This is a genomic window from Candidatus Paceibacterota bacterium (assembly GCA_035438625.1).
Lineage (GTDB): Bacteria > Patescibacteriota > Minisyncoccia > Phycocordibacterales > DAORIS01 > DAORIS01.
Genome location: DAORIS010000001.1, coordinates 115,148 through 140,356 on the forward strand (window position 1 = coordinate 115,148; position 25,209 = coordinate 140,356).

At 40.2% G+C, this 25,209-nt stretch carries 30 protein-coding genes; 13 read left to right on the plus strand and 17 right to left on the minus strand.

The genetic code is table 11. The features are described from left to right. The first annotated feature begins 26 nt into the window (after nt 1–26). The 4 genes from PLF31_00625 (at nt 27) to PLF31_00640 (ending at nt 4,888) form a co-directional block, all read left to right on the plus strand. Nucleotides 27–1,538: a UDP-N-acetylglucosamine 1-carboxyvinyltransferase gene (locus tag PLF31_00625; GenBank protein ID HRH25968.1), complete on the plus strand. Its 1,512-nt coding sequence runs from the start codon at nt 27–29 to the stop codon at nt 1,536–1,538. Between the two features lie 185 nt (nt 1,539–1,723). Further along, the gene (locus PLF31_00630) at nt 1,724–3,421 is read left to right on the plus strand and encodes a hypothetical protein (protein ID HRH25969.1); all 1,698 of its coding nucleotides are present in this window, start codon (nt 1,724–1,726) and stop codon (nt 3,419–3,421) included. A 43-nt stretch (nt 3,422–3,464) separates the two neighbouring features. Then, nucleotides 3,465–4,001 (plus strand): peptide deformylase, encoded by a 537-nt coding sequence (gene def / locus PLF31_00635; GenBank protein HRH25970.1) that lies wholly within the window; start codon nt 3,465–3,467, stop codon nt 3,999–4,001. After that, nucleotides 3,998–4,888 carry a methionyl-tRNA formyltransferase gene (locus tag PLF31_00640; GenBank protein HRH25971.1) on the plus strand — a complete coding sequence of 297 codons (891 nt, stop codon included), beginning with the start codon at nt 3,998–4,000 and terminating at the stop codon, nt 4,886–4,888. The genes def and PLF31_00640 overlap by 4 nt, the downstream gene beginning before the upstream one ends. 248 nt (nt 4,889–5,136) lie before the next feature. Here PLF31_00640 and PLF31_00645 read toward each other — a convergent pair whose 3' ends face one another. The 10 genes from PLF31_00645 to PLF31_00690 form a co-directional block, all read right to left on the minus strand. Beyond that, nucleotides 5,137–6,918, minus strand: a complete 1,782-nt coding sequence (locus PLF31_00645) for a recombinase family protein (protein ID HRH25972.1) — start codon at nt 6,916–6,918, stop codon at nt 5,137–5,139. Further along, nucleotides 6,893–7,780: a helix-turn-helix domain-containing protein gene (locus PLF31_00650; protein HRH25973.1), complete on the minus strand. Its 888-nt coding sequence runs from the start codon at nt 7,778–7,780 to the stop codon at nt 6,893–6,895. The genes PLF31_00645 and PLF31_00650 overlap by 26 nt, the downstream gene beginning before the upstream one ends. Further along, entirely contained in the window at nt 7,671–7,937 is a 267-nt protein-coding gene (locus PLF31_00655) for a hypothetical protein (protein ID HRH25974.1), read from the minus strand. The genes PLF31_00650 and PLF31_00655 overlap by 110 nt, the downstream gene beginning before the upstream one ends. A 466-nt stretch (nt 7,938–8,403) precedes the next feature. After that, the gene (locus tag PLF31_00660; GenBank protein HRH25975.1) at nt 8,404–9,510 is read right to left on the minus strand and encodes a hypothetical protein; all 1,107 of its coding nucleotides are present in this window, start codon (nt 9,508–9,510) and stop codon (nt 8,404–8,406) included. A gap of 401 nt (nt 9,511–9,911) precedes the next feature. Further along, on the minus strand, nt 9,912–10,274 hold the full coding sequence (locus PLF31_00665; protein ID HRH25976.1) for a hypothetical protein: 363 nt from the start codon (nt 10,272–10,274) through the stop codon (nt 9,912–9,914). A gap of 4 nt (nt 10,275–10,278) precedes the next feature. Next, on the minus strand, nt 10,279–11,388 hold the full coding sequence (locus PLF31_00670; protein ID HRH25977.1) for a DUF262 domain-containing protein: 1,110 nt from the start codon (nt 11,386–11,388) through the stop codon (nt 10,279–10,281). A 1-nt stretch (nt 11,389) separates the two neighbouring features. After that, nucleotides 11,390–12,454, minus strand: coding sequence for an adenine-specific methyltransferase EcoRI family protein (locus tag PLF31_00675; GenBank protein ID HRH25978.1), 1,065 nt, complete (start codon nt 12,452–12,454; stop codon nt 11,390–11,392). Between the two features lie 2 nt (nt 12,455–12,456). Continuing rightward, nucleotides 12,457–12,645, minus strand: coding sequence for a hypothetical protein (locus tag PLF31_00680; GenBank protein ID HRH25979.1), 189 nt, complete (start codon nt 12,643–12,645; stop codon nt 12,457–12,459). Between the two features lie 4 nt (nt 12,646–12,649). After that, entirely contained in the window at nt 12,650–13,792 is a 1,143-nt protein-coding gene (locus PLF31_00685; GenBank protein ID HRH25980.1) for a Fic family protein, read from the minus strand. Between the two features lie 97 nt (nt 13,793–13,889). Beyond that, nucleotides 13,890–14,522, minus strand: a complete 633-nt coding sequence (locus PLF31_00690; GenBank protein ID HRH25981.1) for an MBL fold metallo-hydrolase — start codon at nt 14,520–14,522, stop codon at nt 13,890–13,892. Between the two features lie 166 nt (nt 14,523–14,688). Between PLF31_00690 and PLF31_00695 the strand changes: the two genes are divergently transcribed. Further along, the gene (locus tag PLF31_00695; GenBank protein HRH25982.1) at nt 14,689–15,024 is read left to right on the plus strand and encodes a hypothetical protein; all 336 of its coding nucleotides are present in this window, start codon (nt 14,689–14,691) and stop codon (nt 15,022–15,024) included. A gap of 131 nt (nt 15,025–15,155) precedes the next feature. Next, a complete protein-coding gene (locus tag PLF31_00700; protein HRH25983.1) occupies nt 15,156–15,431 on the plus strand; it encodes a hypothetical protein in 276 nt (91 codons plus the stop codon). A gap of 222 nt (nt 15,432–15,653) precedes the next feature. On the opposite strand, the gene PLF31_00705 is transcribed toward PLF31_00700, so the two are convergent. The 5 genes from PLF31_00705 to PLF31_00725 are packed head-to-tail and all read right to left on the minus strand — an operon-like array spanning nt 15,654 to nt 20,208. Next, nucleotides 15,654–16,043 (minus strand): cupredoxin domain-containing protein, encoded by a 390-nt coding sequence (locus PLF31_00705; protein ID HRH25984.1) that lies wholly within the window; start codon nt 16,041–16,043, stop codon nt 15,654–15,656. A gap of 13 nt (nt 16,044–16,056) precedes the next feature. Continuing rightward, nucleotides 16,057–17,091: a sulfite exporter TauE/SafE family protein gene (locus PLF31_00710; GenBank protein HRH25985.1), complete on the minus strand. Its 1,035-nt coding sequence runs from the start codon at nt 17,089–17,091 to the stop codon at nt 16,057–16,059. Nucleotides 17,092–17,118: 27 nt separating this feature from the next. Continuing rightward, complete coding sequence (locus tag PLF31_00715) at nt 17,119–19,377, minus strand: heavy metal translocating P-type ATPase (protein HRH25986.1); 2,259 nt, start codon at nt 19,375–19,377, stop codon at nt 17,119–17,121. A 5-nt stretch (nt 19,378–19,382) separates the two neighbouring features. Next, a complete protein-coding gene (locus PLF31_00720; GenBank protein ID HRH25987.1) occupies nt 19,383–19,943 on the minus strand; it encodes a DUF305 domain-containing protein in 561 nt (186 codons plus the stop codon). A gap of 1 nt (nt 19,944) precedes the next feature. Further along, entirely contained in the window at nt 19,945–20,208 is a 264-nt protein-coding gene (locus tag PLF31_00725) for a metal-sensitive transcriptional regulator (GenBank protein ID HRH25988.1), read from the minus strand. A 173-nt stretch (nt 20,209–20,381) separates the two neighbouring features. On the opposite strand from PLF31_00725, the gene PLF31_00730 reads away from it, so the two are divergent. From PLF31_00730 to PLF31_00760, 7 genes are all read left to right on the plus strand, one after another. Continuing rightward, complete coding sequence (locus PLF31_00730) at nt 20,382–20,798, plus strand: hypothetical protein (protein ID HRH25989.1); 417 nt, start codon at nt 20,382–20,384, stop codon at nt 20,796–20,798. 107 nt (nt 20,799–20,905) lie between these two features. Then, nucleotides 20,906–21,175 carry a hypothetical protein gene (locus PLF31_00735; GenBank protein ID HRH25990.1) on the plus strand — a complete coding sequence of 90 codons (270 nt, stop codon included), beginning with the start codon at nt 20,906–20,908 and terminating at the stop codon, nt 21,173–21,175. Between the two features lie 106 nt (nt 21,176–21,281). Continuing rightward, nucleotides 21,282–22,064: an MBL fold metallo-hydrolase gene (locus PLF31_00740; protein HRH25991.1), complete on the plus strand. Its 783-nt coding sequence runs from the start codon at nt 21,282–21,284 to the stop codon at nt 22,062–22,064. A 105-nt stretch (nt 22,065–22,169) separates the two neighbouring features. Further along, nucleotides 22,170–23,108 carry a hypothetical protein gene (locus PLF31_00745; protein HRH25992.1) on the plus strand — a complete coding sequence of 313 codons (939 nt, stop codon included), beginning with the start codon at nt 22,170–22,172 and terminating at the stop codon, nt 23,106–23,108. 77 nt (nt 23,109–23,185) lie between these two features. Beyond that, the gene (locus PLF31_00750; protein ID HRH25993.1) at nt 23,186–23,662 is read left to right on the plus strand and encodes a tryptophan-rich sensory protein; all 477 of its coding nucleotides are present in this window, start codon (nt 23,186–23,188) and stop codon (nt 23,660–23,662) included. A gap of 3 nt (nt 23,663–23,665) precedes the next feature. Next, entirely contained in the window at nt 23,666–24,193 is a 528-nt protein-coding gene (locus PLF31_00755) for a hypothetical protein (GenBank protein HRH25994.1), read from the plus strand. Nucleotides 24,194–24,205: 12 nt separating this feature from the next. Beyond that, nucleotides 24,206–24,598 (plus strand): cupin domain-containing protein, encoded by a 393-nt coding sequence (locus PLF31_00760; GenBank protein HRH25995.1) that lies wholly within the window; start codon nt 24,206–24,208, stop codon nt 24,596–24,598. Here the strand turns inward: PLF31_00760 and PLF31_00765 are convergent. Next, on the minus strand, nt 24,588–24,809 hold the full coding sequence (locus PLF31_00765; GenBank protein ID HRH25996.1) for a DUF167 domain-containing protein: 222 nt from the start codon (nt 24,807–24,809) through the stop codon (nt 24,588–24,590). The two genes, PLF31_00760 and PLF31_00765, sit on opposite strands and share 11 nt — an antisense overlap. A 69-nt stretch (nt 24,810–24,878) precedes the next feature. Continuing rightward, nucleotides 24,879–25,209: peptidoglycan-binding domain-containing protein (locus tag PLF31_00770; protein HRH25997.1), on the minus strand; the 331-nt coding region annotated here is incomplete at its 5' end.

Genomic DNA, 25,209 nt, shown 5'->3' on the forward strand with positions numbered 1-25,209 from the left:
CTATATATCATATATGCTATATAGATATGAATTCATACACAAAAGAGATAGGGGTAATGATCGGTCGATTCAGGGAACACGCGGGCCTAACACAGGGTAAATTGGCAGAAATGGTAGGCACAACACAAAGCGCTATTGCTCGTATTGAAAAGGGTGACCAGAACCTTTCTGCTGAGATGATCATGAAAATCAGCGATGCACTCGAACAAGACCTTATTCGAGTTTCTGATGGATCTCTCAATATTAAAGTTGAAGGTGGACGAAAGCTCTCAGGAGCAATTGATACAAAGACTTCAAAAAACGGTGCCATGGGACTCCTTGCCGCTTCCCTCCTTAACCACGGAAAAACAACACTCAAAAACGTACCAAAGATTGAAGAAGTAAAGAGAATGATTGAAGTATTCGCTTCAATGGGTATCAGTATTGAATGGAAAGGACCGGATCTCGAAATCCAAGTACCAAAGAAAATAGATTTTAAAAATATTGATGTTGCAGCGGCTGAGCGCACTCGAAGCATCATCATGCTTATTGGCCCCCTCATTCACCACGCAAAGAAATTCAGTCTTCCACAAGCTGGTGGTTGCAAACTTGGATCACGAACCGTTCGACCACACCTCTTTGCACTTGAGAAATTTGGAGTACATGTTGAATCAAAAGAGCGCTCATACGATATTTCAGCACCAAAACTTCAACCTGCTGAAATTGTTCTCTATGAATCAGGTGACACAGTAACTGAAAACGCAATCATTGCAGCTGCAGGAATTCCAGGAAAAACTATCATCAAATATGCCTCAGCGAACTACATGGGACAAGAGGTATGTTTCTTCCTCGAAAAACTCGGTGTAAAAATTGATGGAATCGGGACAACAACAATCACCGTCCACGGCGTTAAAGATATTGACATGGACGTAACATACTATCTTTCCGAAGATCCGATTGAGTCAATGTTTTTCCTTGCTGCAGCAATTGTCACCAAGTCTTCCCTCCTCATCCGTCGCTGCCCAATTGAATTCCTCGAAGTAGAATTGATCAAATTAGAGAAGATGGGTTTTAAATATGAAATTGTAAAAGAATATCAATCACACAACGGCCGAACAAAACTTGTTGATATTCAGACTCACCCATCAAAACTCGTTGCCCTTGAAGAAAAGATCGAGTGCCGACCTTACCCAGGACTTAACATCGACAACTTACCTTTCTTTGCAATCATTGCTACTCAAGCCGAAGGAATGACGTTGATTCACGACTGGGTATATGAGAAGCGTGCAATTCACACAAAAGATATTGATAAGCTTGGTGCTGAGACCGTCTTGATTGACCCACATCGATTACAAATCATTGGACCGACACCACTTAAGGCAGCTGAGGTTATCTGCCCTCCAGCACTCCGCCCAGCAGCAATTCTCCTGATTGGAATGCTTGCAGCAAATGGAACATCAGTACTACGCAATATATACAGTATTAACCGAGGATATGAGGACCTTGTTTCACGATTGAACTCAATTGGTGCAAACGTGAAAATTCTTCGAGAATCATAGATAATAGGGGCGTGTACACACTAACCGTATCTCCGCTTGAGATAGGACTCCGAGAACCGCTTACGTACTTTTCATCGAGCGGTTTTTCGCGTGGAGCATTGGTACCCATCAGAATTCGCAACAAACCTCTCCTTGGTGTTGTAATTGATAGCTCACCTATTCGAAACAGAACTGACATTAAGAACATGCCATTCACCTTAAAAAGACTAGGAAATGGCGAGGGTGTAATTGGAACACAGAAAGTTGATCCTGCCCTTTTGGAATCTACTTCAATACTTGCTGATGCACACCTTACACTTTCAGGCTCTGTAATTAAGGCACTCTATCCTGAAATGCCAATTGATCTATTGGAGCAATTGATAACCGCACCAAAACATAAAGCGATTGTAAAGAATCAGCAGGCACGATCTTTTGCATTATCAATAGACGGACAGAGAAATAAGATTTTAGAAATAACAAAGGAAGTAACATCCTCAGGAAAAAGTATTGCGATAATTACACCCACACGAGACATAGGTAAGCACATTGAACAACTCCTTGAAGGCACTGCGCCTACATGTCGACTTGAAGGAACTCTCACAACTGCAAAACAAAAAAAGCTCCGTGAAATTGTCCGCTCACCAGTTATTCCAATTACAATCACCACCCCACAGTACGCTGCAATCGCTTCAACACGAGCAGACGAGATACTTGCTGTTAATGTTTCTGAGGCAGGTTGGACGATGGTCAAAGAACCAAGAGTTTCTTTTCTGCAGTGGCTTTCACTGTATACAGAAAAAGCGGGTAAACCAATTACACACCTTGGTAGCACCATTCCTCTTACAATCGCTACAGGAAGCACGGTAACCATTGACCGAACCCCACTTAAAAAAAGAGTTCGTGGTGTCCTTCAAAAGTTATATGCCGATACAAAGCTATCTGAAGAAGTCACGCAAACACTACAGGATGGAAAAAATGTCTTTGTACTTTCATTTAGAAAAGCTCTCTACGGGATTGTTCGCTGTGGGGACTGTGGAGTTTCTGTTCCCTGCGTGAATTGTGGACTTCCTGTAACCCTTATTCGAAAAGTAGAACCTCGCCCACCTGAAGAATTAGTTGGATTAGCTGGAAGCACCCAAGCAAAAGATCCGCGCGCATACCATTGCCACCACTGCCAAAGTGAACAACCACTACGAGACCTCTGTGCTAACTGCGGAAGCTGGAGACTGCGCCTCATCAAGCCAGGCACCGAGTCAGTTTCTGAAGATGTTAAAAAAGCATTTCCTGATGCGAAAGTTATTACGATTGATAAAGATATTGCTTCGACCCCAAAGCGAGCAGAAGAACTTCTAAAAAAATCCTCGGGTGGAACTATTATTGTCGGAACCATATATGCACTTCCATATCTTAAGAATATTGGGTGCACTGTTATTCCCCACCCTGAAAATATGCTTTCAATCCCTCAGTATCACATTCTTGAATCTGCTCGAACACTTATGGAAAAAATTGCCGACATAACTTCCGGCACCATATATATAGAAGCGCATGAACGTAATGATCAAATCTTGGACCTTCTAATAAAACCAACACTCGAGGAATTTATTGACTCAGAACAAAAACTTCGAGAACAACTTCACTATCCCCCATATGGTTCAATCATTACCATCACCACATCTGGAAACCCAACAAAAGTACGTGAGTCACTTGAGACCCTACAACAAGCGTTTATTGCACATGATCCAGTTTCATTGCCACTTGTAGTAATGGGTACAAAAGCTAAGGGTGGAGTACGAATTCATATCCAGAAAGGAACATCAGAAAGTGAGTACGGAAGCCTCATTTCCTCTATTATTAGCCTCCATCCATCATTTAGACTTACTGTAGACCCATATGGGCTGGAATAGCTACAACTTGTCTAAAAACCAGTTATCTGATGATATATATCCAATGACAACAATTCTCCAAGCCGAACACCCCACACTTCGAAAGATTGCAGATCCAGTTCAACCAAAAGACCTTGGTTCTGCACATCTCACACGGATTATTAACTCCATGAAAGAGGCACTAGACTCACAGGACGATGGTGTTGCTATTGCCGCACCTCAAATTGGCTCATCTCTTCGAATTTTCATTGTTTCAAAGAAAGCATTTAGACGTGGACGAAATGCCGACATGCATGCAGAAGACTTGGTGTGTATTAATCCTGAAATTACAAAACTTTCAAAAGAAAAGAAATTACTCCCGGAAGGATGCCTCTCCGTTCGATACTTATACGGAAAGATTGAGCGTAGTACCAAAGCCACGCTTCGTGCATACAATGAACGAGGTGAAATATTCACTCGCGGTGCATCAGGGCTACTTGCTCAAATTTTCCAACATGAAGTTGACCACCTAGAAGGAAAACTATTTACCGACCGCGCAGTCGACGTTGAAGACCTCCCTCCTGAACGTATAAAAGATCATAAGGAACCACAAATCGGATGAAACTAATTTTTTTCGGTAGTTCATCGTTTTCAATCTCAGTCCTTGAGTCTCTTCAAAAAAGAGGGATTACTCCTTCAGGAATTGTAACCACCCCTTACGCCCCACAAGGTCGTGGAAGAGAAGTTAAGCCAAATGTGGTGGCATTATACGCACAGTTCCATAACATCCCTTTTCTCGCCCCACAGTCAATTCGAGGTGAGCATGCAATAGGGACAGAGTCTAGTATTACCGCACTTGGCGGAGAAGTCTTTCTTGTGGCTTCCTATGGAAAGATAATTCCAAAAAATATCCTCGATCTACCAGATCGAGGAGTATTGAATATCCATCCTTCCCTCCTTCCAAAGTACCGAGGTCCTTCTCCAATGCAAAGCATGATCCTTGATGAGACACTTCAAAAAGATGGAATTGGAATTTCCATAATGCTTCTTGATGAACAAATGGATCATGGACCAATCGTGGCACAAAAAGTTGTTCAACCACTTGCATGGCCAATGAAAGAAGAATCTTTAGAATTGTTTATGGCCGACGAAGGAGCAGCGCTATTTTCTGAGTGTATTTCTGATTGGATGAATGGAACAAAAGAAGCAATTGAACAGAATCACGATGAGGCAACCTATACTCATAAGTTTTCAAAAGAAGATGCACGAATACAACTCACTTCCCTAGCCGACACACGAGATGAACACCTCCACGAAGAGGCATTCCGAAAGTTTTGTGCATTTCACCGATCTCCTGGTGTCTGGTTTACCGATTCCCACGCAGGACGTGAGATTCGGGTAAAGATAACTGATGTAGCAATGGTTGGTACCATGTTCACTCCTTTAAAAGTGGTTCCTGAGGGACGGAAAGAGATGAATTATCAAGACTATCTTCGCGGCAAGAAATAGCCTAAAAAGTCTTGAAAAACAAGTGTTCTCTGCTATACTGCCATCCAGGCTTTTTAGTTCTTTGCAGATATAACAATATTCCTCGGTAGCTCAGCGGTAGAGCAGTCGACTGTGGCGTAACGCAGCTTCCAGAAGTAATTCTGGTTGAAAAACAAGGTGAATTCGGTGAAGCCCTAAATCAAGTTATTGATCGGGTAATACCGAGCCAAGCCGGATGTAACAATTCGGAAGGTGTAGAGACTATCCCTTTACGGGAGTACATTTCGATCACAGGATCGATTTGGAAGCGCCTTGCTCCCCTTCATTTGTATAAGTGATTGGTGGAGATGATATAGTCCATCCTTAAGAGAAATCATAAGAGCGATGTAATCGATTGGTCGCAGGTTCGAATCCTGCCCGGGGAGCCCTAGTGACAAAGCAGGTACAAAATGCCTGTTTTGTTTTGTAAGCATTGGCTTTTTAGAGGTTCGAGCGCGTTCGATTTCTTGTTCGATAGCATCTCGTGCTTTTATGAGGCTCAAAAAGAAAGAACTGTAAGAAATCTGGATCTTTTTGTCGGAAATGGTGAGGTTCGAGCCAAGACATGCGAGTATCGCTCTTTTGGTCTTTTCATCGCCATTCTCGTACCAAAGATGGGCATAGCAAGCAAAATCAAAAGTTTGCTCTGATAGTTGGGCCCATTGTTCAACGGCTTTATTCTTGAGCTTCAATTCATCTTCAAGAATTCCTTTCTTTTTGAGTAGGTCTGATTTTAAAGACTGATATTCTTGATCGCTAATGATGGTTCGAGCCTTATTGGAAGGTGCGGTGAAGTTCAAGGTCAAAGACTGCAGCTGCTGCGTTACTTCTTCACATTCTTTGTGTTTAGTCTTGAGGGCTATTGAATCACTTTCAGCTTCATTCTTTCGTACTTCGTGAACATGCTTTACCGCCCAATCCCGATATTCCTCTGAAATTCTTATATCCTTAAGGATTCCACCAATTTGTAAATGGAGTTGCTTTACTTCAACGTGCTTTTCGGTACACCCTACGTCATATCTCTTTTTGGTGCAGTTATAGTAAACGTAGTGATGGACATTGCCGTTCTTACAACGCTTTACCTTAGCTTGAGCAGTAATGCTGCAACCACACGTCGCACACTTCATCAGACCGGTAAACGCAAATGTGCGTTCCTCTCGTCGAGGGCGCGGCTGACTACTTCTACCCATAACTTTTTGGACCTGATCGAATTCTTCTTTGGTTACCATTTGTTCATGCGCCCCTTTATGCCAATTACCGCTATGAAGTGGAAACTCAAACCACCCGTAATAAAATGGATTGCCTAAAATTGCATAAATTGCAGATCGTGAAAGATGTTCGCCACCGATATTTCTTCGTGGAACTGTGCGTAGATTTAGTTGTTTTTTTGAGATATTCCAAATCTGAGCAATAGAATAATTGCCGGTAAGTGCCAGATCAAAAAGTCTTCGGACCAATGGAAATCTTTCAGGATCTTTTTCTAAAGTCTTATATCCCTTTTGCTTATTTGGTGTATTGAGATACCCAATTGGCGCACCGCTTGGCATCCAACCATCTCTCACTTTCTTTTGCAGACCTCGCTTAACATTCACTGACAGGTCTCGGATAAATTGGTTGGCCATACCAAGTTCGACTTGCATCATTAGCACGTTGTCTGTTGGGTAATAGGTTCGGCCGAACGTGACGATTTGAGATATGGCACTCTGCTGCAACATCCAACTTATCTGTCCACCATCAACCGGATTACGAGCCAGGCGGTCCAGTTTCCAACATAAGATTCCATTGGCTTCGCCATTATAGATTCTTTCAAGCATTGAGTTAAATACCTTTCTGCCTGGCTTCTTAGCTGATTGTGACTCTACGAGGATATCAATGATTTTCAACCCCTGGTCCTTTGCAATTTTTAAGAGCTCATCTTTCTGGGCATCTATGGACGCTGCCTGTCGGTCTTCTGCCTCACTGGATTTACGAGCGTATAGGAAGTATTTAGTTGGTTGGTTTGTCTGGTTCATTTTGTGTTTGATTGTGGGTCTCATTTACTCCCTCAGCCCATTTTTCGCCGTTTTTAAAGGGTGGTTCCGTAGTATCCGATTGGATACTGCCGACTTCCCGTAAATTTCCCGTTATATCGGGTAAATTTTCTCCTTCTTCTGTGGGTCTTATCACCTCACTTAAAGGTATATATCCTTCATAGGCTGTCTGGACGACACTATGCCCAGAAGGCTCTTGAATAGCAACTTGTTCTGGTAGCTGCCACTTATGCATTTTCCTTTTAAGAACATCACCTATGTTAGTTAAAGAATTCGGGGATTTATTTATTTGGTTAGTTAAAGTATCTACGTTAATACTACGATTTTTGCGCTTTCGGATACTACGGAGATGTATATCTGGATACTGCGCAACCGAGTCTTTCAGTTTTAATCTTCCTGTAACATGGGTAATGCTTTTCCAAAAATCGACTGACTTAAAGTAATACAGGTTCAGTGTTTTAAATCCGCTCTTAGTCTGGACCACACCAAGAATACTGCACTCAACAAGCAACCGGACCGCATTTGCCACATAGTTTCTGTTCTTCTCTCCTGTAAGTTCCTGGATCGTATCTAGATTCGGCCAGGCCACTTGGGTCTGTGTGTTTCCATGCTTAAGAATTGCACAGTAAACTAGCGTACAAATCTTCGGCAACTTTGCCATGTAGCCTTCGCTTACAAATTCATTCTCGATGAAAAAGCGAGTCGGCTTTCTCTTGCCGCGCAGAACGGACCGATCAATCTGATTCTTCAGTTCCTCGATCTTCGCCTTGTGGTAGGCATGAGCTATCTCTGTTTTCTTTTTCTTCGGGTCCAACCACTCCAGAAAATACTTCTCGTTGTTCATATTCTTTAAGCCACACCTTTTTCACCGGCCGATAGACAAGGTCAAAGACTGTCAGGAGTTTGGTTGCTTCTTCAACCAGGACCTCATCTGATGGGACCTCGCCATGTTCCTGGCGATATATTTCCCGATATTCGTCTAGCGCTTGTTTGCTTAGCATGATGATGTGGTGCTTGATTAATAATTTCGACCTTTGACCTGCAACGGAAAAAGCTGAGTCCCTGTTGCGAGTGACCCAGCTTTCTCCGCGCAACAGGAGTATTCATAATCCTAAAGGTGTAAAAGTTTCTAATTGCAGGAATTACTTTTACCCTATGAGGATGTTCCTAATCCTATCCGTATAAAAAAGCAAAACATGGTGTATTACTTTTTATGGCCAGGATTATGGGTTTATCCTAAGAGAATAAAAGTGACAAACTGTAGGAATTACTTCTATCTTCTCTGGACCCTCTAATCCTAAAAGCACACATCGTGCATTTTGGTGTGCATTACTTTTGCTATAGGACCCACTAAGTATGGATTGCTAAAAGTGCGAAAAACTCTGCGGAATCAATTACAACGTAAAAAGCCCTGGATAGGCTCAGAAAAGCGTACACAGGGCAATTTAGGGGCTAAATACGGCTACTTTATGACTTAAGCTTGGTTAGTTCCTTTAACAAAAACCACTCTCTTTCGAATGACCAATTAAAATCTCCGCGCTTGTCATCATATTTAACTTTATATTTTTTACACTTATATTTTGATTCTGATATCTCTATTATTTGTGCCCGGATCTGTCTAAGCACCAGCACTTTGTCTCCAATATTAAATGTATATTGTTCTGGCAAACCATCAGTTTTCAATCCATTAATAGCTTCTTTAATCTTAGTGTTGCTTATTTGGCTTTCACCTATTACTACAAGATATTTCAGAATATTTGAGGCAAGCACTGCTGACCTGGCATAAATAGCCATTACTTCCTGATGATAATTTCGTAGATTAAAATTTGGTCCACCAGAAAATCCATGAATAACATCACTGGTTTCCGCATATAATTGATAGGACTCACCGACCATCTCCCTCAATCCATCTGTCATACTTGGTAAGGCTTCCTCAAGTAAATTACGAAATGGTTTAAATAGATTCTTAATATCTCCATCTTTATTAAAATCCTTGTTATTAACAAGATAAAATGTGTTTTTAATGGACAAACTACTTAACTCTGAACGAATCTCAGAAATGGCCTTGGTGTCAAATTCCAAATCAAAATCACAGAATTCTTTAACATTACTCTTCCTTGAATGAAAAGCCTTAAGATTCCGAAGTAAATTAAAATGCTTAAATGTCTTTTCTTTATCGTTTTTAATCTTCTCAAAATGGGTACTTTCTACAAATAGCTCTAGCATTCGTCTTAACATGAGGCGGGCTTCAATTTCAAAGTTTCTGCCCACTATTTCACCAGCACCATTGTTGAGTTCATCGTCCGAATAACGCTTAAGTTCTTTTTTGTATTTTGTGTAGGAAATTCCACAAATCTGCAGCGCTTCACATGCATCATATATGTACTTCTCGATATTTTTATTTTTTGATAAATAATCTTTTTTCCAATCTTCTATATCCACCTTTGATGACACACTTTCTTTAAGGATATTCGGAAACAAAAACATAATTGGACGGAAAAAAGCTTCATCAACACCATCCATGACATCTTTTTTATTAAACAATGCACCAAACCATTTGAATAAGCTTTTCATACTATGTTTATTCATTAGTATTTTCCATCCTCCATATTTTTCGTAACCTGATCATAATGAGGGTGCTCGTGTCGGACTTCCTTTTTTATTGTTCTCTTTATTAAAAAAGTGAAAACGTATGGCACTGTTACTGATAGTGCGGCACTAATTAAAAAAATATAAACATGTATTTCAAAATGGATAAGATGAAGAAATAACCCAATAAATAATAGGACCACACCTATCCAACCGTCCCAGAAAGCTTTTAATTGTGATTCGTATACTAGCGGATTACCATCATATAAAGTGGAGGATTCAGCTTTTATATGTCTTTTTGATCTCAAGACAATAGACTGGATTATGAAAAATCCTGCAAGAAAATCTAGAATATATCCTAGTGAGGATGAATCAAATTCCATAGGTTAATTTAATGGGTGAAAATATTTATAAACCTCAAATACTAAGTTAAAGATTGCCACCATTACGCCTGTACCAGCGATAATTGTTCCCCATAAAGTAATATTCTTTATGGCTGCAGTAAGTTTGTCAGACGAATCTGATGATTCTTTGATATTTTTATTCAAAGCGTCCAACCTTTCTTTTATATAACCGATACTTGATCTTAGGCCGGATAGAGCAAATCGAGTGTTAACAACCCCAAGGGTTACATTTTGTAAGGCTTTCACCATAGCTCTATCTCTTTGAGCTTGGATTTCAGATTCGAGTAATCTCTCGATCTCTGCTTTATTATCCAATTCTGGAGTTAAGCCATTGTTTGTTGTCATAATTTTATTTACCAGACTTGGTCCGGTTATGGTCTTTACAAAGCATCTGACAATTTTCAGCTAATGTTCTACCGCCTTCATGCCATGGGGTGATGTGATCCGCCTCCATTTCTTCGATACCCCACTTTTGTTTTTCTTTCTTCTCTTTTTTACACCATGGGCAAACGCCTTTCTGTCGCTCATATGCCTCACGCTTCATTTTGTCGTTGAAAGCTCGGATTGAAAGATGTTTATCATCTCCGGTAAGGACGTATGGGTAAATACCTGATTTCTTCGTCACGTCGTCATCTTGCATAAGTTTAGTAACTTCTTCCTCCAATTTTTTGGCATTTAACTTTTTATCCTTGTATTTGTTGTACAGTTCACCCCAATTTACATTTGCCATTTCTTTGCGATGGTTGGTGAAGGTCTCTCGCACCCACGCTATTACATCCTGGAAGTATTGCCATAGTTTATCTGCGTTTTTGTCATGCTGGTGCTTAGCCATATAGCCAGCTACATCTCCATCATTGATCCACGAAAGCGCGGTCTCTAAATATTCTTGTCGAATTGGTGAACCGGTGAGCAATGCACCGCCATCATTTGCTAAAAGATATGCGGCACAATTTGATTTACTAAATTTGAGTTTTGCATCTGAAAGCCAAGGACCGGTGTAAACGGCATTGAGTAACTCCTGCGGTGTGAGCTTTTCACCAGCCGTATTAATAACATCGAACCATTCAATACGCTCTTTATCCGTACCATCACAGAAATAGACCATTAACTCGTAGTCCAATATTTGATCCTTCTCCTCTTTTGTAAGGTTATGAAAATAGCGATCGTTAATTGAATAATCACCATTGACGTACTGACAAATACTCAAAGTGCGTTGCTGACCGTCAAGCACTTCAAAGTTTCCTGAACTATTTTCTATCCAATACATAACATTGAGAGGAAACTGGTGACGGATAGTATGCATTACGGCATTACGCTGTTCTGGTTTATACACAAACTCTCGCTGATATTTGGGACGGACATCAAGTTTGCCGCCATACGCCACCACACCTTCCTCATTGCTGTCTTTATAGCCATCAACCACTTTGCGCACTGAAATTTTATGTAAATCGATTTTCATATTATTTTTTTGATTTTATTAATAGTCGTGCATAGGTAGGTCTCAGTTCACCGTTAATCTTAATTGCAGCACGCCGATTCAAGTCATTGTATTTGGGGGAGTCTTTTTTTGTGTACATTTTGACCCGATGTTTATTATTTGGATCCCTATCGGTTATTCCCAATATCTCAAATTGGTCCGGATTATATTTATCAAGAAAAGTTACTGGTACACCCATTACTCCTTCGTAGCCTAAAGGAATATCGGTGACTTTCGATACCTCAATTGCTTTGTAGTTATCATATTTAGGATAATTTTTTGGATCGTACTTCTTATAGAGTGTTAATTTTTCGTATCGTTTTATTGTGTCCAGATTAGTGTACCAACCGATATTGCCGAATTTTTTCGTAGTACCGTCGGGTTGAATGAATTCTTTTACCTTCCCGTAACCATTCCATATTTTATTCTGTCTCACAAATTCAAAGAATTCTTTATACGAAATCGCATTGTCGTTACCAATGATTAAAAATTTCTTTTTATATTCCATCAATTGAGAAATATATTCGCGAAATAGAGAGAAGGGTGGATTTGTTACTACGATATCAGCCTGTTTCAACAACCCAATACTTTCTTCGCTTCTAAAATCTCCTTCACCTTTAAGGGGCGCCCACTCATTATTCTTGTTTGCCTTAAGTTGTTCAGCAATATCATGCAAATCAAAAGCACCGTCACCATCTACATCCCTTACCTCGTTAATGATTAGTTTGTTAGCAGTTACCTTTGGACGACCCTTAGGTTTTGTTAAGTTTTCCTCATCCCCAAAAAGACCAAGTTGTGTGTTCGCAATTGGAGATGGTTTGTAGCTAGTAGCAATGAGTCTCTTTAATCCGAGTACATTAAAATTTGCTGCAAAATATTTGAAGAAATTACTCTCAAAAGGATCATCGCAATTACAATAGACAACTTTGCCTTTAAACTGATCCTTGTAATGTTTCAATTCTTTTTCGATATCAGCAAGACGAGTATAAAATTCGTCATTTTTCATTTTCGCTGCTCGATGTAGATTTGAATTCGCAGATTTTGCCATAATTATTTTTGGATTTCCTCGTAGTCTTCCGGCTTACCGAGAACCCTTACAAGATCTTTTGAACCATCAACAGAAATAGCCCCGCATTTACATGGGGTTAAATTACCGTTCGTAATAGAGAGAATCTCAGTGCCGCATTTCTTGCACTTGATGTAGGTTTCTTTTTGGTTTTGGTTTGCAACAGGATTCATAATTTTATTCAGAGAAAATATCTACATATTTTTTATATATGTATGATTGACCATACTTCTTATCCTTGTCTTTCGGAGAAAGGATTCCCATATCGATAAAGCGATTGATCAAGGCTTGGGCACCAACACGAGAAAAACCTGTCCATTTTTGCACAGTTGCAACATTTACGATCGGCTGCTCATAGAGTTTAGGCAAGACAAGAGCGGCACTTTCCGAAGCTCGTTTACCAAGTGTTTGAATCTTCAAAACATCTTTTTCACGAAGAGTTGTGATTTTCCCAACGATATCTATAGCTTCATTAGCAATTTCAACTACGCCGTCAAGGAAGAAATCAACCCAGTCTGCCGTAGAACCAAAGTGGTACCCAAACAGTCGCTCGTAATAGATCTTTTGATGTTTCTTGAAGTAAGAAGACAGGAATAGGACCGGCTTTTCTAGATAGCCCTCTTTCCAAAGATAAAAGGTTATGAGCATGCGGCCTGTTCGACCATTACCATCGAGAAATGGGTGAATAGTTTCAAACTGAGCATGAATAAGAGCCGCCTTGATCAAGGTCAAAGTGGTATCATCCGAGTGCATAAATTTCTCTAGGTCAGTAAGCGCCTTATGCATTTCTTCAACAGGAGGAGGGACGAACCTAGCATTATCTGGTCTTGTGCCACCAATCCAGTTTTGAGATTTTCTAAATTCTCCAGGATCAGCATGATGTGTTGTTCGTGCCTTATCCATCAACTGCTTGTGAAGCTCTCGAATAAAGCGAAGTGCCATTGGAAAATCATCTTGTTGGACCCTTTTCATTCCGTAATGAAGAGCTTTGATGTAATGCAAAATATCATCAACATCTTGCGGAATATTTGCGCTTGGTTGCACTTCAGCCTCTATCGCATCAATCATTGTTGCCATAGTTCCCTCGATCTGACTTGAAGACGCAGCATCTTTACGGAGATACATACTCAAAAAGAAATCTACATCTGGTAGAAGTTTAGTGATACCGTCGAGTTTACCGAGGAGTCGAGTAGCCTCGTCACTTTTTTTTAGGATTTTTGGATCAAACTCAAAGCCACCTTTTGGCGGAAAAGGTGCTGGAATGAAAGCTTTGAATCCTTCAGGCTGCTGTTTAAGTTGTCCAATTTCTAGGTTTTTCATGTTTGCTTACATCTTTTTTTGAATGTAAACAAAGTATATATGTTTGCTTACATCTCGTCAAGCAATGTAAACTAACTCAAAATGTGGATAAGTTGCCCTAGAATTCCCTTGAATCTCCTTCAGCCATCACAATAAATTCAATACCTTGAGGTTCTAGTATTTTTACAGGTAACACATGAGCTGAGCCAAATCGAGTACCATCGTGTACCGGAAATGCTTTCTTTGGTTTAAGTAAAAGAGCGTAATCAATAGCCTCGCTAAGTTTCATCCAAGGACCAGAAACTGGAAGCGCTAGAACTTCTACCGATCTCTCTGGATTAGTAAATGCATCACCTGGATACCACAATTTATTCTCAATAAAGAATCCGAGGTTTGATGATAGCGGAATGGTGCTATGCATCTGAGCATGCTTCTCGCCAATACCATCGACTGAAATTTCTCCAAGCATCACCTTGTCGCCATGATTAACCGGTGTGTGCTTTACACCTTCCTTTGTTAAGAGTTCACTTACCGAATTATTTGTATAGATTACCGCTTGAGGATTTTTCTCTAAAATTACCTTAAGGGATTCGAGGTGGTAGTGATCTTGGTGTTCGTGTGTAAAAAGAATGTAATCAATATCCTCAAGCTTTGAATGAGCTTCAATGGTGTAACTTCCTGGATCGGTGAGTATCCTTTTTCCTTTGGTTTCTATGAGGAGGCAACAATGGCCTAATTTAGTAATTTCCATATTTATCATTTTACCTTTTTTATGAGACTGCCGCTAACTCCTCGCTTCTCGGCCGGACCAACGGATAGATCCCGTCTTTCAAATTTGGAATATAATGGTAGTTACTTGTGGTCCGGAAGTAGGTAGTTATTTCGTCCACGACCCTGAGCAATGTATTTATGTATTTATGTATTTACCAGTAGTTAAACAGATTAGTGTTTGGAAATACGATCTTAAAAAATTATCTTCTTGTGCTTGGTTTAAAATAGAAAGCACAGAAATATTTTTTATATTCCCTGATATTTGGACGAGTGTAAAAACTGATCTAGATAAAACTAATATTGCCAAACTTAAATTAATTGAATTATATTTATCTGATCATAACTTTACAAAAACTTATTACTTTTCAAAAGAATCTGAATATTATAATAAAAAGGCTGACGAGCTAAAAAATTATTTAGAACAGAAGATTAATGAACTTCAATCTAAATATAATACAATTGGTTTCAAGACAAAAGACTAGTATATTTACAAATACATACTAAGTAATCACTCTAATTACACTTCAAGTTAGAATTCAAGGTTCACTATAGACAAATCTACTTATATATAGTATATTAATACCTGGCAATTTCGCCGGAAAGGAGAAGGATTATGCTCACCTTTGATGAGTTAGTGCAATTCGTAAAGCAAGAAAACGAACTGTGCCGGAAGGCCAAGGGTCGAAAGGCTCTCGATAAGAATCTCATCGAGATTGAACGGAAGGTTGCGGACATGATGAAGTCATTCAACGACAACTTGCCGAAGCTTGATGAGACTGATCAGAAGGCGCTCCGCTACATGCTGACTGCCAAGACGCGGGACATGCTCTCTACGTTCCTTTGTTTCATGCGGACGGAGCGCGGAATGAAGATCTCCGACTGGCACTGAACATTCATCCACACCTCACAATCGAAATGCCTCACGGCCACTCGGTTGTGAGGCTTTCGTTTTATATAAACCTAAACTTCTGAAACTTTTCCATACTAATTTTAATTAACGGATGCATTTTATACAGTTCGGAAAAGAGATAATTGCGGGAGCACTCATAATAAAACCTCATGTTGCGTGAGGTTTTATTTCCTACCAAATACTTTAAGGTTTTGACCTTCTCTAACTTGTCTGAAACTCTACCTCAAATGGATACATACCCATTCCACACGACCCCTTAAGCGTTCCTGGCTGACCACTACCAATGTCTATATCTGTTGTTCCCGATTGGGGTAATGACTTGGTTATATTTAAGCTCGAGATACGGACTGATGATGAGCAATCAAAAGTTCCCTTCGTATTAAATCTAATGATTGTATGAATACCCGCCTTGGCAATACTCTTTCGAGGCTGATAGCCACCCTTGGCATTTATTTCAATTATTTGTTTTCCATCAACAATGCTGACATTGTTTACATTTGCAACTTGCCCAGTGTTACCACTTCTGGTGAGCATAAATACTCCCCCGATGATTGCTATTGCTACGATGATTGAAATAATAATTGCTTTCATAATTGGAATTATACTAAAAGTTAAATACTGGCGGTATTACTCCAATTACTACCAGACTATTAACAAGATTAAAGAGTGCAAACATAATAACTATCAGTCCTGCAGTTTTGAAGAACACACCTGCTTTTGCACTCTTTTGAATACTGAATGAGCTGAAGCTAATCAAAGCAAGTACTGGAAGTGTTCCCAAAGCAAAAGCAAGCATAGTAAGACCTCCAGTTAGAAAACTTCCGGTAGACAGTGTATACAACTGCATTGACTGAGTGAATCCACACGGAAGAAAGAATGTTGCCATACCAACAAGGAGTGGCGTAAGCGTGTGGTTGAACTTTGACACCCTGTGAGCATGTGTAGCAATAAACCTTGGCATTGTCGGTTGTAACTTCTTTGCCCAATGGAAAGTATCGAGAAGATTAACACCAAGAATAAGCATGACGATTCCAATGATTAAACTCAAAGCAAAAGTTGCTGATGTATTCAGAGTAAATGCTGATCCAATTACCCCAATCACTCCACCGAGAATAAAAAATGTAATTATTCTACCAACATGGAACATAATCTGCGGCCTAACCTTGTCGCCCTCTTTTGCAAACGTAGCAGACATTGAAAGGACTAGTCCACCAACAACTGCCATACAGGTTGAAAGTGACGCAATGATACCAATCACAAATGATGTGCCGAAGGTTACATTGCCAACTTTCACAAGATTTACAATTCCCATTTTCTGTAACACAACAAAGAGTGCGGCAAAACTGAGAGCAACAGGGACCGCAATCTTGAAATCCCCCCACGTAGCCATGTGCTGCTTTTTTTCAACTGATACAGTGTATCCGTGTGGCTTTAAAGGTAGCGTTAGCTCTTCTGCAATTTGTACTTCAGTCTTGTTACCAAAATCTCCAGTAACTTCGACTGAATGATTTTTAAGACTTGATTTTACATGAGTGATATTAGGTAAATTACCTAGCTCACTTTCAGTCATGAATACACAGGCATTGCAGTGCATACCATGTACATGAAAAGTATATTTTTGTGTTTGTTGTGTAGTCATAGTAATTAGCGACGAGTACGTATTCTCTTATAATTTTTTAGCCTTTATCCGTAGCGAGTTTGATACCACAGAAACTGATGACATAGCCATAGCAAATCCAGCAAATATCGGATTTAATAACCACCCAAAGACGGGATAAAACAAACCAGCAGCAAGTGGAATTCCAACAATGTTATAGATAAACGCCCAGAAGAGGTTCTGCTTAATCCCCCGCATGGTGATCTTCGAGAGTTTAATAGCTTTTACAAGTTTAGAAATATCCCCATGGAGAAGTGTTACACCGGCAGATTCAATTGCCACATCCGTTCCTGTCCCCATGGCGATACCAACATTTGCCTGGGCAAGTGCTGGCGCATCATTCACACCGTCTCCAGCCATTGCTACAATTTTCCCCTGTGCCTGCAGTGCTTTAATTTTATCCATCTTATCCTGCGGCAACACGTGGGCAATTACTTCATCAATTCCAACCTGAGAAGCTATATATTTTGCTGCCTTCTCGTCATCACCAGTAAGCATAATTACTTTTATTCCAAGTTTATGCAGACTCGCAATTGCTTCTTTTGATTCTTTCTTCACCTCATCTGCAACCATAACAAAGCCAAGAAAATCATTTTTGGTGCTTATAAGCACCGGGGTCTTCCCTTCAGACGTATACTGTTCTAATTGATTTTGATCGAATGAAATTTTAAGTTCACGGATCAATTGAGCATTTCCAATAAAATACTCAGTACCGTCAATCACACCTTTGAGACCCTTGCCTTGAATGATTGAGAAGTTTGATGGTTTAACTAAAGATATATTTTTATTTTGTGCATACTGTGTAATTGCGTGTGCAATTGGATGCTCAGATTTACTTTCGAGTGACGAGATAATGCGTATGAAATCATCTTCAGTTAACTGAGACACGTTATGAATATTAACCACCGTAGGTTTACCAATCGTAATAGTACCTGTTTTATCTACCACCACAGTATCCGCCTTATGCAAATGCTCAAGTGACGACGCGTCCTTAATAAGGATTCCATTTCGGGCACCCTTACCAACACCAACAATAATTGCAGTGGGAGTTGCAAGACCCAGAGCACATGGACAAGCTATAACAAGCACACTCACAAACGAGAGAATCCCAAGCGACATCGCTTGTGAAAAACCAATGAATTGAGAGCCGACAGAGAGCCATACCACAAGAGAGATAAACGCAATAACCAGAACGATCGGTACAAAAAAACCAGAGATCTTGTCTGCAAGGGCCTCAATAGGTGCTTTACTCCCTTGTGCCTCTTCAACCATTTTTATAATCTGAGATAACAAAGTTTCTTTGCCAACCTTTTTAGCTTCAAATACAAATGAACCGCTAGTATTGATTGTTCCAGCAACAACAGTGTCACCGTTCTTTTTTTCAATAGGAATCGGCTCACCGGTAACCATTGATTCATCTACAAACGAGTTACCTTCAAGAACCAATCCATCGACAGGGATCTTACTGCCCGGCTTTATAACAATCTTGTCACCATGCACTACTTCATCAATCTTCACCTCAGTTTCTTTACCATCACGAATGACAATGGCTGTTTTTGCTTGGAGATTTAACAATTTTTCAATAGCATCGCCAGTCTTCTTTTTTGATCGTGCCTCAAGATATTTACCAAGTGTTATAAAACCAATAACGACAATAGTGACGTCAAAGTATGTGTACTCAGGAACACGCAGTAATGTACCAAGAGAAGGTAGAAGTGTGACGAGAATGCTATATGTGTATGCAACAAGTGTACCGAGACCGATAAGTGTGTCCATGTTTGCAACTCTGTGTTTCATAAACCTGGTCACCCCTAGCAAATATGGCTTACCGACCCAAAACAACGCAACAGTAGCCAACACCATTGAAATAGTGTTAAAAAGCTCCATCGGAATAGGTAGATTTGGCATCCACGTCGTTGTCCGGGCAAGAATATCCCACATCATGAGACCAAACACTACAAGCGTGACTGGGATTATAAACTCTGTTTTGTGTTTGAGTTCATCTAACTCATTTCCTTTCATTGCTGTATGGTTATGCTCACTATTGATTTGATCTTTTTCAGGTACAAGTGAATATCCAAGTTTACTTATTTCTTCATTCAAGGAATGAACTGAAACCTGACTGTCGTCGTAATCAATTTTAGCCTTTTCATTCCCGTAATTTACGTTGACGGATCGAACATGTGGCAAGGTGGAAAGTTTCTTGGTGATAATTGAGGCGCAACTCGCACAATGCATCCCTTTAACTTTTAAGATTTGTGTAGTCATGGCTATTAGATGTTGTACCAAGCACTTCTAAGTCCCATAAGTGTTTCTAACCCGTTTGAAAGGAACGTCTCGACGGCATTTGCATTATCCAATATCTCCGCTCGGCTTGATTTTAGTCTCGTTTCTTTTGTCATATCTATACCCGCCTCATGATGAGCAATGATGGCATTAAGGAAGCGTATATCAAACGTATCACCCGCAGGACCAAGATTTGCCACAATAGGATCTCTAACCTTTTTTGTGTCCCCGTACCATTCCTTCTTCCATGTGTATAGTTCAGCAATTGCCTTTGGCTCATCGTTTAAAATATTATCCGACAAGATCTTCATTTCTGTTCGGGTGGTATTTTTGCTGAGTTGTTCTGCAAGTAGCATTGCACCACGATGGTGGGAAATCATGGCATTTATATATCTCAAATCAAATGTCCTATCGGCCTGACCCAAACTCATAGAGTTCTTTTCAAACATTGAAGTCTTATATTCTGGAGTAAGGTAGTACCCAAAGACAACACCCAAAACCACACCAACAACTACAAGGCCTGATGCTAAATAGATTGACACTTTCATATTATTTTCTTTTTAAGCGATACACCTTAATAATTTCTTCTGTTGCTTTGGCAGACTTTCCTTCCTTAATTTGATTTACAAGACAATGACTAAGATGATGCTCTAAAAGCTTATCTTCAACATTTGATAAGCCCTGTTTTACAGCAGATGCTTGTGTAATAACATCGATGCAATATGTACCTTTTTCAATCATCTCTTGAAGACCTCGAACTTGACCCTCCATAATTTTGAGATGTCTAACTAATTTTTCTTTTTCTAATTTCATGTGTACACTATATACCCCCCGGGGGGTATATGTCAAATATGGTGGTGTGGATATCGCAACCTTAACACCACAGATACGCGAGGGTGTGTTAATTAAATTATATACGTTGTATATTTCTTTGTTTTCTGTAGTATTCTCCTTGGAATATAAACTCTTTTGAAAGGGAGTGGTCCATGGATAGAATTATGGTTACCGTACCTCAGTTTGGTAACAAAGATGTGCACATTGTCGCAACTGACAGTCAACTTGCCGTATCAGGGTTTAGATCTGGGAGCTTCCGCATACCTGTTAGCAGCAGACATGGTAATTTTTCAAATTCAGATACTGACAAGGCCGATCAACAACTTCTTCTTGAAATCTCTGGGTCGAGAACCGACCGCTTGAATATGAGCATCACTCTGATTCCGAACGAACCAATTTCTGATGAGAGCTTATTTATTTGCCCGTCAGTTATAGAATCAGCACAGATTTCGTTCGTAATAAGTAGTGGCGTTTTAACGGTCAAAGCATCAAGACCAATGAATGGTGTAAATACTGATGAGTTCACCATGCTCACAATACCCCTTCAAAAAGAACCGTCTGCCGTTTGATATAAGCCGTTCTGGATATGGTAATCCGGAACGGCTTATATTATTCCAGGTAACCTATTGACAAAATATATTAATGATGTATTCTATTATTTAGATCCCAAACCGATGTGGCAAGTGGCTTTGTAGAAAAAGTACGTGTTTCATTTCGCACTCTGATTGAAATCAGAGATGCATTTATAATGAGTCACCACTACACACATCGGGTTCTGCTTTCAGAACAGGAATTCCGGCTTCAACAGGAAGCCACTTCCCTTCTGCGACGGAATGGGTGTACATGGGCTGGACGATCGAAGAAATCGATCCGTTCAGAACAAGTACAGTTCGAGACAAAAATGATCCGTGCACCATTCCGTGGTGCATCAAAGGGTCAAACATGAAAGGAGGAAAACTCGAGCAAACAACTCGAGTTTTTTGTTTATTACAGCATACTACTAAAACTTTAATTTAAATTGCATCTTCCCCACACTCACATACAATAGAACCATGAAAACAATAGTATGGATTCTGACAATCTTATTACTAATAATTGCTGCGTTTTATACCCTTAACACATACATATATAACGAAAAGCAAGCTGAGCCGACAGTTGAAAACCATGAGGTACTTTCACTCCGTATAACCCCAATTGGACATGCAACAGCAGTGCTTGAGTGGGAGAATTCACGAATTATTGTTGATCCGGTTGGTACGTCATCAAGACTTATGGGCGCATCATCTACAGATATTGTTCTTGTGACAGACATCCACGGCGACCACCTCAGCACAAGCACATTAGAGAGGATTGTTGGAGAGGCAACACTTATTGTTCCCAAAGCAGTGTATGACCTACTTCCCACCTCCCTTGCATCACGTGCACAAGTTCTACAAAACGATGAAACTACATCAATACAGGGCTTTACCGTCAAAGCAATCCCAATGTATAACCTTCCAGAGTCAGAGGACAGTAGACACACCAAAGGACGAGGAAATGGATATATCATTGAACGCAATGGCTCACATGTATATTTTGCAGGCGACACAGACGGAACACCTGAAATGCGAGCACTTACTAATATAGACATAGCATTTATTCCGATGAACCCTCCATTTACCATGGATATCGAAGAAGCAGCTGATGCGGTATTAGAATTTAAACCTCGTCAGGTATATCCATATCATTATCGCGGACAAGATGGATTAAGTGACGTAAACAAGTTTGCAGATATTGTTCAGAATGCCAATCCAGATATCCAAGTAGTGCTACTTGATTGGTATTCAGGAATATAAATATTGACTTTTTTATATTTCAGTGTATAATATTATTAGAAGTTAGGCTCTCCATCGTGTGATGGAAGAACTCTGACATGGTCCAATTGTGGATAAGGAGTAGTCATGATTTCACTCGTTGTTAAGGCTCAGATCGCCCCTTTATCGTGGCAGGAATTTACCACTCAGTCACCTCCCTTTTCAATTGCACTTGATGGATACGTAAAGGAAGGTCCTCGGTTTAATCCTACGGGTCCTTGGGCAAACTTTAATCACCACGAAGAAGTGTCGAGACTTGAGACCCGAGCAACATGTGCTCAGGTATTAATCGCAGTTCGTTCAGGACTATATTGCACTTTCTGCACCGAATTGTCGTCACCAAAAGCTCACTTATACGTAAATGACTGTGACGAAGATGTCTGTCTATCAGTTTTCATTCTGAAAAATAGTCATCTTGCAATTAACACCATGAATCCTCCACTCAACCGTCTAGTGAGTATGGAAGACATGCTAGATACCACCGGCGGAGCGTATCCGTTTCCCAAAGACCTTGGTACTCTTCAAGAGCTCATGTGGGTGTTTGCCCCGTATCACACGTTCCGTACCAACGGAGGTCTGGACAAACGTGTAGACCACATGTTTGAAGGTATCATCGAAGACGTCGGAAACCGGATCATGGGCTATATCAATGGCAATCCTCACAAAATCGAACTCGATACTCGATTTAAAAAGATCGGTGGTGGGAGTAACTGGACCATGGTAAGAGAAATAGGACCAAATGCCAGAATTGGCGTATATGGGGATAAGATCCAGGCATTTGTATCGGTCAGAGAACGTGGTGAAGGAAGATTTACGTATAGCATTGGCAGATCCTCTCAGTTCGTACCATTTCCTATTCCAAAAATACTAAAGGCACTTAACGAGGCCGAGAAAGCAAAGAAAGGAGATTTACTCGAGGAGACCTGGGGTGGTAGTGACATTATCTCTGGTAGCCCTCGAATCAATGGGAGCATCCTTGATCCAAAGGAGGTAACTCGAATCATTGAAGAAACACTTAAACGCTAAAAAAGAAAATATCGACCACCACAGATTTGTGGTGGTCGATTTTTATTTTCTATCTATCACAGTGCTACTATATTAATATGAACAAATTAGATTGGTTTAAGCTTCTATTCTTAATAGTAGTCTGTCAGTCCGCTGGATTAATCGGTTCACTGGCAACGTACCCAGCAATACCAACTTGGTATACATCCCTTGAAAAACCAGCATTAAATCCCCCATCGTGGGTATTTGCCCCGGTTTGGACGACACTCTTTGTGCTTATGGGAATTGCAGCATTTCTAATCTGGAAAAAAGGACTGGCACGAACTGACGTGAAAGTTGCGCTTACCGTCTTCATTGCACAACTTATCCTAAACACACTCTGGTCAATTATCTTTTTTGGAGCACAAAATACCGGTCTTGCCTTCTTTGAGTTGTCTGTACTGTGGATTGCAATTCTCTGTTCCATTGTTCTCTTTGCAAGAATTTCAAAACCAGCTGCATGGCTACTTCTTCCGTATATACTCTGGGTATCATTTGCAGGATACTTAAACTTTTCAATTTGGTATCTGAACTAGCATATGGCAACACACAGAAGAAGTATTTCGGTTTCAGACAAAATGCAGTCTGATTACACGTATGAAATATCAGAGTTGCCAGGAAAAAATTTTCACCCCGACTTCAAACCAGACCTCACTCCGAAACAAATGCTTGAGCTTGGGGTTTTTGGCGGAAGATACATGAGAGATTGCACAAACGAATTTCCAAAAGATTGGTTTACACACGCAAAATTCCATCCAATTGATCAACCGGGTCACGATCCAGAACTTAATCTATTTAAAGTCGACGCAAGTCAGCCACTTTCAGTGTGGAGAGAAAAAGGTTGGATAAACGAAAAACATGACCCACGTGGATGGTTTCAGTGGTATGCACGATATTTCATCGGACGGAGACTACCTGAAGAGGATGAAAAACAAGTTAAGCGATGGAAAGCAATGCGGAGACATGTTGGTCAGATTAAGAAGAACTGCAGACCTGGAGATATCCACTGTCACACAAAACAGAGACAAGCATTACTGCACTGGGCGTATGATAGTAGGTATCTATAACATAATTAATATATGAAAGGATATATAGCAAATATCGAGAAACTCACTCTTGAAAATGAGGATTTTAGAAAGGTTCTATACACAGCAAAAAACTGCCAACTTGTCCTTATGTGCATCTCTCCTGAAGAAGAGATCGGTGAAGAAATACACGACGTTGATCAATTCTTCCGCATTGAAAATGGAACTGGTACAGCAATAATCAACGGTGTTACACATGAAATTATGGATGGGAGCTCGGTCATTGTCCCGGCTGGCGCAACGCACAATATTATCAATACCGGTGTAACACCATTAAAACTCTATACAATCTACACTCCTCCACACCACAAAGACGGAATAATTCATAGAACAAAATTAGAAGCAGAATCTGCTGACGAGCATTTTGACGGAGTAACTACTGAGTAACCGAGAGAATCTTACTTCCACTGTGGTGCCCGCTAATTATTCGAACCTGTTGTGGTCGAACTGAAAATTCTTTTGCTACCAACTCAATAATTCTTCTGTTAGCCATATTCCTCTCGGGCTTTTCTTTTACACACATTTCAAAATGAGTGTCTGATTGCTTCACCACAATCTCCTTTTTAACTCCCGCCAGTACTTTAACTTTAATATACACACCGGACACTATAGCAAACAAAAAACCACTCCCTTGGGAGTGGTTTTTTGTATCCTGGTAAGTAAGAAATTACTTAAGTTCAGGCATTGGGATCACGAGCGAAGGACATGCAAGCATGTTGATCTTACGCTGTGTTGTAAGGTATACGTTACCTGTTGACTCAGTAGCGCTAGGAAGAAATCCTGCGTCAGACCAAGGCTTGATAATATCTACTGCATACTTTGACTGGAATACACGAACTGCAGTTTGTGTAGCAGCATCATATGAACCAGTTGTACCAATAGTTGATCCTTCCATGTTTCGGAGGAAGAGTTGGAGGCGAACTACATCATCAAGTTTGTTTGTTTGGTTAGGAAATACAAAACCTGTAAGATATAGACCACAAGCACCTGTTGATGCT